Origin of the sequence: Pseudoalteromonas sp. T1lg65 (assembly GCF_051930985.1) — a bacterium.
Taxonomy (GTDB): domain Bacteria; phylum Pseudomonadota; class Gammaproteobacteria; order Enterobacterales; family Alteromonadaceae; genus Pseudoalteromonas.
In genome coordinates this window covers 1,668,501-1,679,842 of record NZ_CP196837.1, presented here as the reverse complement: position 1 = coordinate 1,679,842, position 11,342 = coordinate 1,668,501, and the positions used below count along the sequence as shown (strand labels likewise).

At 40.7% G+C, this 11,342-nt stretch carries 11 protein-coding genes and 1 pseudogene; 1 reads left to right on the top strand and 11 read right to left on the bottom strand.

All coding sequences use genetic code 11. The annotated features are described in order from the left end of the window. The first annotated feature begins 185 nt into the window (after positions 1-185). The gene (locus ACSLBF_RS07250) at positions 186-986 is read left to right on the top strand and encodes a response regulator (protein WP_440055937.1); all 801 of its coding nucleotides are present in this window, start codon (positions 186-188) and stop codon (positions 984-986) included. Between the two features lie 511 nt (positions 987-1,497). On the opposite strand, the pseudogene ACSLBF_RS07245 reads toward ACSLBF_RS07250, so the two are convergent. The 11 genes and pseudogenes from ACSLBF_RS07245 to ACSLBF_RS07195 form a co-directional block, all read right to left on the bottom strand. Then, positions 1,498-1,623, bottom strand: a pseudogene (locus ACSLBF_RS07245) (transposase); the annotation flags it as partial. A gap of 313 nt (positions 1,624-1,936) precedes the next feature. Further along, positions 1,937-2,449, bottom strand: a complete 513-nt coding sequence (locus ACSLBF_RS07240) for a hypothetical protein (protein WP_440055936.1) — start codon at positions 2,447-2,449, stop codon at positions 1,937-1,939. Then, on the bottom strand, positions 2,446-2,958 hold the full coding sequence (locus ACSLBF_RS07235; RefSeq protein WP_440055935.1) for an RHS repeat-associated core domain-containing protein: 513 nt from the start codon (positions 2,956-2,958) through the stop codon (positions 2,446-2,448). Before ACSLBF_RS07235 ends, ACSLBF_RS07240 begins: the two co-directional genes overlap by 4 nt. 189 nt (positions 2,959-3,147) lie before the next feature. Continuing rightward, positions 3,148-3,600, bottom strand: a complete 453-nt coding sequence (locus tag ACSLBF_RS07230; protein ID WP_440055934.1) for a hypothetical protein — start codon at positions 3,598-3,600, stop codon at positions 3,148-3,150. Positions 3,601-3,655: 55 nt separating this feature from the next. Continuing rightward, positions 3,656-4,531 carry an RHS repeat-associated core domain-containing protein gene (locus ACSLBF_RS07225; RefSeq protein WP_440055933.1) on the bottom strand — a complete coding sequence of 292 codons (876 nt, stop codon included), beginning with the start codon at positions 4,529-4,531 and terminating at the stop codon, positions 3,656-3,658. A gap of 235 nt (positions 4,532-4,766) precedes the next feature. Next, a complete protein-coding gene (locus ACSLBF_RS07220) occupies positions 4,767-5,234 on the bottom strand; it encodes an N-acetyltransferase family protein (RefSeq protein WP_440055932.1) in 468 nt (155 codons plus the stop codon). A gap of 1 nt (position 5,235) precedes the next feature. Then, positions 5,236-5,916: an alpha/beta hydrolase gene (locus ACSLBF_RS07215; RefSeq protein WP_440055931.1), complete on the bottom strand. Its 681-nt coding sequence runs from the start codon at positions 5,914-5,916 to the stop codon at positions 5,236-5,238. 1 nt (position 5,917) lies between these two features. Continuing rightward, the gene (locus tag ACSLBF_RS07210) at positions 5,918-7,351 is read right to left on the bottom strand and encodes an alanine/glycine:cation symporter family protein (protein WP_440055930.1); all 1,434 of its coding nucleotides are present in this window, start codon (positions 7,349-7,351) and stop codon (positions 5,918-5,920) included. A gap of 74 nt (positions 7,352-7,425) precedes the next feature. After that, a complete protein-coding gene (locus ACSLBF_RS07205; protein ID WP_440055929.1) occupies positions 7,426-8,661 on the bottom strand; it encodes a DUF418 domain-containing protein in 1,236 nt (411 codons plus the stop codon). Beyond that, positions 8,658-9,992, bottom strand: a complete 1,335-nt coding sequence (locus ACSLBF_RS07200) for a M23 family metallopeptidase (protein WP_440055928.1) — start codon at positions 9,990-9,992, stop codon at positions 8,658-8,660. Before ACSLBF_RS07200 ends, ACSLBF_RS07205 begins: the two co-directional genes overlap by 4 nt. Continuing rightward, entirely contained in the window at positions 9,989-11,332 is a 1,344-nt protein-coding gene (locus tag ACSLBF_RS07195; protein WP_440055927.1) for a peptidoglycan DD-metalloendopeptidase family protein, read from the bottom strand. The genes ACSLBF_RS07200 and ACSLBF_RS07195 overlap by 4 nt, the downstream gene beginning before the upstream one ends. Positions 11,333-11,342: the final 10 nt, after the last annotated feature.

Sequence of the window (11,342 nt, the reverse complement as noted above, 5' to 3'; positions counted from 1 at the left end):
TGTAAAGTTGAGCAGCTATTTTGACGAGCTAAATAATCAACTAACTTATTAGAACTTTTATGGACGTTGATTACATTAGTTTCCTGCGGTTGTTAAGAATCAAAACGCGTTACCCCACGCATTTAAGCTATTATCTCTGGCAGCAGGCAGAAGTAGTCACAGTATTGATTTTTTTAGGAATTTCTATGAACGAATTGTTGTCGTCAGATTTAAGTATTTTGCTAGTAGAGCCTTCGGTCACTCAACGTAAAATCATTGCAAAGGAGTTACAAGAGGAAGGCATCGAGCAGATCGACTTCGCTGAAGATTTCCATTCTGCCAAGCAACACTTGAGCAAAAATATCCCCGATTTACTTATCTCATCTATGCATTTTAAAGACGGTGATGCCTATCAGTTACAAAAATATCTTAATACTGAGCTGAGTGACTATTCCATTCCGTTTATGTTAATTTCCAGCGAAACGCGCAGGCAGCAATTAGAATCATTTAAGCAATCGGGTGTGATAGCTATTCTTCCTAAACCATTCTCAAAGCTACATTTGGGAAAAGCCATCAACGCCACACTAGACATTCTAGCGCCACAAGAATTAGAGCTAGATTTATACGATGTCCATGATTTACGTGTGTTAGTTGTTGATGATTCAGCTTTAGCGAGAAAGCATATCATCAGAATACTAAATAATTTGGGAGCCCAGCGCTTCGTTGAAGCCGAGGATGGCGCACAAGCCTTAGCGATCCTTGAAAACGAAATGTTTGACTTAATCGTAACCGACTACAACATGCCTGAAGTGAACGGACAAGAACTCACTGAGCAAATTCGTAATAGCGATAAACATTCGCATATTCCCGTGCTGATGGTAACGTCCGAAGCAAACGACACGCATCTAGCCAACATCGCACAGTGCGGCGTTAATGCATTATGTGACAAGCCTTTTGAACCAGATACGGTAAAAAAACTGATTTATCAATTGCTAGAGCAAAGCTAATTAACCTGAGACCAGTATTATAGACGAGAGCCGAGTAACCTATATACTCGGCTTATTTGTACTAGCTCAGACTTGATCTGACAGTTACCCGTTTTTCAATCGGTGGCTGTCAGTTTAGATTTGCTCAAAGTTTCAAGTTTGAGTGACTGTCCAGCTTAATTTCTTGTCAACTTCACCATAAATGAAATACAGTTAGGGTACCTTGAGTGCCTGTGTTTTAAATTTCTTTTATCTTCAAGTAATACGACCTACCCGTTAACTTATCTTCGCCACACAAAAACGCCCGCCTCACACAACGAGAAACACAGTGATAATACCGAGTATCTGATAAACTGATTTGACACTTCCTTGCTAATCCCATCGTTCACTCCTTGAACTGAGAATTTTGAAATAATCATGAAGAACTAAAAGCTTAGACAAGTCACTCGGGGTTTCAAGTTTGAGTGCCTGTCCACGTTAGTTATTTGACTCAAAGTTTCAAGTTTGAGTGCCTGTCCAGCTTTAATTCCGGATGTTCATACGACCTACCTGTTAACTTATCTTCGCCACACAAAAATGCCCGCCTCACACAACGAGAAACACAGTGATAATACCGAGTATCTGATAAACTAATTTGACACTTCCTTGCTAATCCCATCGTTCACTGCTCTTTCATGTTTAACGGCTTTTAGCTCTAGTATAACAAAGCCTCGTAAAAACGAGGCTAAATAAAGAATTAGTTATAATCCTTTAATGAGTTTGCACAGTGCAAGACTTGACCCTCTCATTCCTTCAATTACTAACCTTCATTAAGCCTGTTTTTCGGAAACTGCCTTGTATTTATTGTCTGTTGTACAATGTTGTTGCCTTTGATTACAGTCGGACTTTGGGCTAATTAACAGTTAGTTAGAAAAACAAAGCCCCGCAAGTGCGAGGCGATGAGGTTTGATTCAAACAATTTCTAGTCGGTTCTAAATAGCTCTTGATGTACAGTGTTCTATCAACACCTCAGGTTTATACTCATCAATACTAAAAGGTGCCATTACTGATACGGCACCGGGTGATGGAGCAGTAGAAATAATAATCTCTTTTCCTTCAGAAGACCGAATTACAATGCCGCATTCTGCTTCAATATCTTCCTCTACATTGATTAATAAAGAGATACTTTCAATAGCTATATTCTCAATCAAAACTTTTTTGAATATATCTTCAGAATCATTCCTTTCCGTCTCGGGTATTAATTCACATTTCAAATATCCAAACTCTTCCCACCCTCCAGCACTTTCTACGTCAGAGCTAAATACCAAATAGGAAGTTTTACCTTCGAAGTAAAAACGTAATTCCCAAGTACAACCAAGATTTTGTTTATTTGGAATCTCATAGCCACAAAGAATTGAGCCAACTAGAAACTCTCTGAGCTTCGCAATTGAACCGTTCGTAACTTTAATTTGTATATTAGTCAACTCCATTCCCTCTTGCGTCAATTTTTTTCTTTTTCATAGTGTAAGGTTTCATGTGGTTTATCGCCATTTGCTGGAATATCGATACTAGCTCCACCACTACTATTTTCAGGCCTACCAAAAACCCCATTCTCTCCAATCAAGCTACCCGGTGGAGCACTATCTCCGGGGCCAGAGGTATGGCGGTTACCACTCTTATTTGGTCCTGCTCTAGAGTCACCTTGGTCTCCAACTAAGTCAGTAGGTAAATCAGGCGCAGCAGACTCATTATATGCCCCCATCATTTCCTGCGTGCTGTCAGCACTTTGTGCTAAATAACCTAAAACACCTACTGTTACGACAGTGACTGTAGCAACAGCTTCAGGAATCAATGGTGCAGCTATCAGTAGTGGAATTTTTCCATCTGGGTCAACATATTTATAAGGATTATTATTCGCATACGCATATCGGTTAAAACTATGCACATCACGGAAACCTAACGGATCATTTGAATAAAAACGACCGATAACTGGATCATAGTATCGTGCCTGCATATACAGTTATCGTAATTACAATCCACTGAAATTAATTAAAAGTTCAATATATACAGTAAGTTAAATTATAGTAGTTTTTGTTGCAGTCACAAAAAAACACCCAGCGAATTAATGATGGGTGTCTTTTTTACTTTCTTTTTTACTTTATTAGCCGGTAGTACAAGTTAGAATGACTGTCCACGTTAATTTTCAGCTAATTTCATTTTTCACAACTGCCTCAACTAGTCTTTTTAGACACTCTGACTTGTAAAGTGGTCCATGCAATATCCTTTCTCCGCTTTCTCGTGAGACCTCTGTAACTTTGTGAGTTGGATTAAGAATTGCACTTCCATCGCTAAAAAATGTGACCACTGTAAAATAACCTACAGCTCTACCATACATCTTAACATTTTTACCACCCACTATTTCACTGTGTCTATAAGTTGAAACTTTTTTCATTTTCTTGATACAGGCAGTAAATGCATTCATTAGATCAGCATTGGTAGATTTGGAGTAGCTTTTATACATTTCTAGTCCTATCTCCTCTCCAACTTCTACTGCAACAACTTCGATATCAAATAATGCACTTGATAATTCTTGCCCACTTCGAGTAGTGTAAAAGTGAAAAGATGCAACACAGGCAACAAAAACAAATATTATCAATGATTTACACCTCACCCTAAACATAATAAATACTCATCAATATCATCATCAGAACCTAGTGTCCAAATGGGTCAGAACATAATGGAAAGCAGTGTTCCTTACGCTCAATTGTCATAAAGTCAGCTGAACCAACATCTTGAAAAGGGCTATTTTGTCCAAAAACACTGCGTATATTGTCCAACGAATACTGGATAGTATCATTTATTGATTTTATACCTTTGCTGACATCATCTCCTGTAATAGAGTATTGTTTTTCGGCACTTCCCCCACCCGTATGTTGAAAGCCATTCAATTTTGGACTGCCCATCAAAAGACTTAGTTGCATCCCTAGTTCTGGAGAACCCGATAAGGTGGTTACAGTACTAATAGAGCCACCCAAGACTGCTTTACCTTCAACCCCCGCAAGTGTATAAGGTCCAATCATCGCGTCTTTCCAGTTACCTGACATAAAGCCAAATTCAATCCCTCCACCAACTCCAGGTACACCTGTACTTGAACCTCCTTCACCAGAGTAATAACTTCCAATAACTAAACCATTTGTAGAAATGTCGAAAAACAAGCCTCCTGCGTAAACTACAAACATACCTGTTGGGTCAATGTACTTATACGGATTGTTATTCGCATAAGCATAGCGGTTAAAACTATGTACATCTCTGACCCCTAAAAGATCATTCGAGTAGAAACGAACTATGACTGGATCATAGTATCGTGCCTGCATATAACTTAAACCAAGTTCTTTATCGAACTTATGTCCGGTATAGCCGATATCGTCCTTCGCGCCTTCTATCGACTCACCATAAGGGCGATAGTGTTGACGGCTTTCTGCTGTTGAAGTCGGTGTCACGTCACCATATTTGGCGATTAACTTTTTACCTAGGTAAATATAGTTAGTACCTTCGCCCGTGAGGTTTTCGCCTTTTTCACAGTACAAAAGCGTGCCATCTTGGCTATAAAAACTATAATTGGTGCCTTTGGCTTCAACTTGTTTACGCGGCGATTATGCCCGTCGTACAAATAATCAGGTTTTAGTGGCTGTCTTTTAAAAATTCTCAGTCTTTTAAAAATTCACTTCCAATTCTCCATTGAAAGAAAAGCTGTACTCTGAAACTTATAACAAGGTGGTCAACAAGTATTGACCACTACAAACCGGCTTGCGACGGCTAACCTCAAGAGACGTCCAATTTCATTTTATGCAGTGTCGTACGAAAGCCTAACTTTTCGTATGCTCTTATTGCTGAGGTATTTTCTGAAAACACATCAAGTTGGTAGTGTGTAAGGTCTTTACTTTTTCCCCATTGAACCAAGCGTTCTATGATCTGCTGACACAAACCGTGACCGCGATATTCTTCATCCACATAGATAAAACCGACGTAACCGTATTGTTGATGAATATAGGCTTCTCTGGCGGTGCGAATTTGCACGTAACCTGTTGCTATAACCTTCGAATCAACAACCGCAACAAGTAACTCGGTATCGTTATCAGTGATGAGTTCATCTAGGTCGTAGTAGTATGTCGGTTCACGTTTAATGGTATGGTCAAACGGTCTTTCCGCTTCGATCATTTTTTGTTCCAGAGATTGAAGCTGATCGTAGTCTTCTGGCACTGCTGCTCTAATTATTATTTTATGTTCCATATTATTTCCCTTTATTTTGTTTTTTTATCCACTGTTTAACCGGATTTATCCACTCTTTCCTGGGGTGATAAAAGGCACCATGTGACAAACCTGTGTTTATCTTTATCTCTTCAAATGACACTAGACTCGCACTTTTATCTTTCAATGCAGCACAGCTCTGTCCAAAATTATCTGAGTGCTCATACACCGAGAGAACTTTTCCGTATACTTTGATATCAGTATGGTATTTTGAAATTAGATTACCGCACCCTGCCAATAGCACGATATTAACGGCTAAGTCAGATAGTTTGTCTGAAGCAATTCCAGTAATAAAAGCGCCGCGAGAAAACCCAACTAAGGTTATGTTATTGGGATTAACGCCAGCTTTTACAAGCTGACGAACCTGCGAACTCAATTCATACGCATACTTTCTAGGATCAGTATCTTTTTCTCTGTGAGTGGCAATTAATTGGTAATTAGGATCAGACAGGGCCTGTTTAATCGCTGGGAAATCATACTTCCCCCAGCCATGCTTGGTCTCTACCGGCGTCGGGTCGCTACCTTCGACAATGAATCCATGAGAATAAAAGACGTACGCCGTGTTTATATCTATCTCACTGGGTAACTTGTTGTGGATGTTACTGCTGGCCGCTTCAGATGAACAAGCTGCCAAAGCCAAGCTTACTAATGTTCTTGTAATCATACTACTTTTCTATGTTTGTGGTTGAATCCCAAATACCCAGCTCGCACTGCCCTTGCACTTTCACATTCTGAGTACTGAAACTAGGTTTCAAGCCTTTTTTGAGCTGATTTTGATAGTCGACATTAACCCGATTTATAGTCGGGGTAAGTTGAATAATGGCGAAAATATTGACCAAGGTCATCAGCCCTAACGCTAAATCAGCTAGGCTCCATACTTCCTTTAAACTTGCCGTTGAGCCCCAAATCATCATAAGGAAATATAACGAAGTGTAAATTCCCCGCCCAACGTTATTGTCGGCATTAAATAAGTGCAGGTTACTCTCAGCATAGGCGTAATTTGCTACCACCGACGTAAACGCAAATAAAGTGATAGCTGCAGCGACAAAATACACCCCACCTTCACTAAAGTGTGAAGTCATGGCATTCTGAGTCAGTCTTATACCTTCCATTTCACCACTGATATTGATATCAGCGAGTAAAATAATGGCTGCTGTGCAGCTACATAGCACAATGGTATCGAAGAATACGCCTAGCATTTGAATATAGCCTTGTGCTACAGGATGATTAGGGTTAGGGGTCGCGGCCCCCGCTGCATGTGGCACACTTCCCGCTCCGGCTTCATTAGAATAGAGTCCTCGTTGTATACCATTTTTAATCGCAGCCCCGAGCGCCCCAGCTCCAGCTTCTGTCAGTCCAAATGCTGAAAGAAAAATATCAGTTACCATATCACCGAGCATCTGAATATTCATCACTGCAATGACAATGGCACTAGCAACAAATAAAATCCCCATCACAGGCACAATGCGCTCAGCAAAATGTGCTATCGATTTAAAACCACCAAGAATAATACTGCCCGCTAGTAACGTGATAACCAGCCCTGTGTAAAGCCGGTCAAAGCCAAACGCAAAGTGCATTGCATCGGTGATGGTATTGGTTTGCATAGCGCTAAACGTGAAGCCATAACCAAGGAATAAACACAGCGCAAATAACACCGCTAACCACCGACTACCCAAACCATTTTGGATGTAATAAGCTGGCCCGCCTCGAAACTCACCATTACGGTCTCTTACTTTGTAAACTTGACCAAGCACACTTTCAGCAAACCCAGTTGCCATGCCTAAAATTGCAATCACCCACATCCAGAATACAGCGCCACTGCCCCCCAGAGAAATTGCCACAGCAACCCCCGCCAGGTTTCCCGTGCCGACGCGTGCAGAAAGTCCAGTACATAATGCTTGGAAAGAGCTGATTTGTTCACTTGTTCCTTGAGTACTGCCCTTCAACAAAGTAAACATGTGCCTAAAGTGGGTGATTTGAATTGCTTTTAAGGTAACTGAAAACCATATTCCAGCGAATAATAAAATATAAATGAGCAACTGCCCGTTACCCCAAAGCAAGTTATTCAATGATGTGACTATTTGCTGAATAAATTCCATTTTGGCTCTCTTATTATTGTTCTGAAGTAACTACCATAATGGCAATACTACAAGACAACAGCAACTTTTCAGTCTTATCGCTCTAATCGTGTCGCTATTACTCGACTAAACGTGCTCAATAGCTTTTCTAACGGTCCCATCGAAAAACGTTTCATCACCAACCAAGAGCAGACTAGCTGCAACGTCATGATAGCGCCGCATATCGGCAACAATTCACTACGACCAATATTGTTGTAGAGCCCATAGACATAAAATACAAATGTCAGCATTACAGACTGAAAAACATAATTACTCAGTGCGGTTTTACCGACATGGCGAATAACGGTTGCAAAGCCAAATGAATGAATATATTTCTGGTACAGTACCGACAGCAACAATACGTATAACGTCGCTTGGATCTCTTTATTAAACCCAGTTATCAGCGCAATAAAATAAGACAAGTTAGGTTCATGTGGCGTGTATGTCCAAGTCGTAAACCTGAAATAGCTCGACGTGACCGATAAAACCAACAACATCACTAACCAAAGTTTAAAAGACTTTACCTTTCGGTAATCGTGGAAAAGCTTTAAATGGAATAACAATGCACCAATCAACATCAGCGACAATGTGGGCCAAAAAATAATACTATAAAAGACCTTACCTCGATGAACTTCGGGTTTCGCGAAATTGTCCTTCCAATGATCTATAAACGTGAGTTGATACTCAGACTCTGTGTGTCTGGGCGCGCGAACTCGGGTTTTTCGTTCCCAAGTCGTCATTGCGTTGTGGTGTATTTCAGTTCGTTCAGCTTCGTCTAGCTTTTTTGCTACAACATATGCTTGATACTGATTATTCGCGTCGTATGTACGAACCAATTTATGAGAGATGCTGAGCACTAAACTAATGCATAGCATCACCAAAATTGCCCTATTTCCCAACATGATAATCGACAAAGCAAAGACGCCAACGGCGGCGTAGTGATAAAGAATATCTCCGCTCCAAATCAAATAAGCGTGTAACACCCCGAGCAAAAACAAGCCAAAAAGCCTGGCTAAATTTACCCTAAGTGCTTGCTCAATACTTGGCTGCTTTGCCACGATAATGCTTAGACTGGCACCAAATAAAATGGCTAATACGCCATAAAACTTACCTTGGAAAATCGAATAGACCCAAAACCGAGTATCAACATCAAGTTCTGTTATAAATCCATATAGATAGTTGCTCCAAGGTCTTGGGTACGCAAAGCTTTCAATGTTGATAACCACAATCGCTAAAATGGCAATACCACGCATAAAGTCCATGGTATGTAGGCGATGATTACAGTTGCTCACAATGCTGTGCCTACAGAGTTTTGATTATGATTGTCCGCTAGCTGTTCTTCATTCTCTTTAGTGAGATATCCGATTATCTGATCTCGCTGCGCTTGAAATGCCAGCAGTTGTTCATTAACTAATTTAATATTTTTTGGCTGTTTCAAGGTTAGCGGATTGATTGCCTTACCATTTTTGTGGACTTCGTAATGCAGATGCCTTGCTTCAGACAATCCCGTATTGCCTAAGTAGCCGATGATGTCACCTTGTTTTACTCGTGCACCGGATTTAATTCCTTTTGCAAAGCCATTCAGGTGCGCATACAAAGTTTGATAGCCTTTCCCATGATCAATCACAATGCGATTACCAAAACTTCCTCCCCACCCTGCTTTAACGACCTTTCCACCTCCGGCTGCCATAATCGGCGTTCCGACGGGCGCACCAAAATCAATTCCTTTATGCATTCTGCTGTAGCCCAATACAGGATGATGTCGTTTACCAAATTTTGACGAGAGCCGCGCACCATTCAGAGGCGTCTTCATCAAGAAGCTTTGTGCCAAAGTACCATCTGCATGGTAAAACGCCGCAACACCATCCGCATCGGAAAATTGATAGAGCTGATACTGAGTATTAGCCGACAATAATGATACATTAAGTAGTTTTAGGGCTTGGCTACTCCTACTCAATATCACGTTTTCTTCTACAACAGTTGCTAGTTGAAATACCAGCTCCAACTTGTCTCCTGGTTGAATTTCTCTCTGAAAATCGACCAAATGAGACAAAGCAATTATCGCTTTGTTAGTAATATCATGAGGTACTGCCGAATTACTTGCTGCAATATAAAAACTTGATTCAATGGTTGTACTGACAGTTTTAACGTCCAGTTTTGTCGTAAGTGGCAATCTGCTGGCTCGCCACTGGTTTTCATCTCGAGTTAATTGCGTTAATTCAGCAAAGCCCGACTCGAACCGTATGATGTTAACTTGGTCATCCTTTAGCTCGATTTCAATTTTTTGCCCAGCTTGTAGGCGCGTTAAAGAAGTCCATTTTTTTACCGCTTGTTCGGCTAACCAACTATCTTTTTGGGTAAACTGATATTCCTCTAACAATGCAGCTAGGCTTTGTCCTTGCTTTAGTTCTACTACTTCTTTGACCACACGTTTTGGTACTTGTAAAACTGACGAAACAGCTTCAACTTGTAGTGAGTTAGCGACATCATCTCGTTCATTTTGTATTGCAGATTGTTTTTCTAAGTCACTAATTGGTTCATTTGCTTCGGTGGCTTTTTCCGGCTGTTTTACACAGCTTAAAAGTGTGCATAGCCCTGCACATAACAGTATTTTTCTAATCATTCTTTTCTCAATAGACTCATCGGGTCTAATCGCTTTTCATTGTGGAGAATTTCTAAATGTAAATGGGGACCTGTCACGCGACCGGACTCACCAACCGTTCCTATTTGTTCGCCATTGAAGACTTTCTGACCTTGCTCTACGAACACTTCATCCAAATGCGCATAAACGCTCTGGTACCCATTTGCATGATTAATCACCACGACATTGCCATAGTTTTCGGGTAGTGTTTGACTATCAGCAACGGCAACTCGACCAGTTTGTATTGCCAGTACAGGATCACCAATATGACCATGGAAATCTGTCCCACCATGGGGTCGATTGTTTCTAAAACTGCTCACATGACCAAAGTTTGCGTTCACCTTGAGTGTTTTCACAGGCACATGCCAACCTGTTTCGGTACTGTAAGCAAGATTACTGATGTAAAACTGAACCAGTAATGAGGTGACTAACGCCGTGCTCATAAATAACTTGCCGACTAGTTGATTTTTATTCCCTATCAAAGTCGACTCTGTTGCGATCATCGAGAATCGTCGTTTGTAATCTGCCAAACTCATTTCACTGGAAGTAAAACTGGTTGTCACTGGGCTTGATTGAGATTGTGCTATGGATCGTTTAAGTGAATTAAGCATCGAACGAACGTAAACAAGAGGATCAAGTTGATGAGTTGCTACCGTGAGCGAATCACAACGATACTCCATTGCCCGCACGAATTGCGCTTCCATTTTAGCGATAAACGGATTAAACCAAGCTAAGATAGTAACTAACCGCCATATAAACACTGCAATATGGTCTTTTTGACGAATATGGGTTAATTCGTGCAAAAGCAACACTTCCTGCTCAGCTTTAGCCAAAGACCGAAAATCTCTAGGAAGATAGATCCTTGGATTTATTAGGCCATAAACAAAGGGAGACAAGTTAAGTGGCAACAAGAACAACTTTGCTGGTGAATTTGTATCATCGACTTTTTCTGCACATGCCAAAAGCGCATGTAACTTAGTTATATTCTTAACCAACTGAGTTACTTTGTGGACAACAACACAAGCATAAAGCGATGCAAGCACTATCAACAAGATGTGTTGCCAATCTATTGTTTGCTGGAGCTGTTGCGGGATAAATTGGCTTTGCAGCAAAACACTTGCTGAGCCTATTTCAAAAAGCTCAGGGATCACATACTGGTTGTAACTCCACTCAAATGGGAGCAGTGGGATAAATGATGCACCTAAAACAACCCACCATAAACACACATTTGTGGGAGATTTCTTAGCAACAGTTTTGCCAATAAGAAACAGTACTGCCGTTAAGCTCTGCCAGATAAGCATGACAATAAAAAAACGTTCCATAAAATTGTCA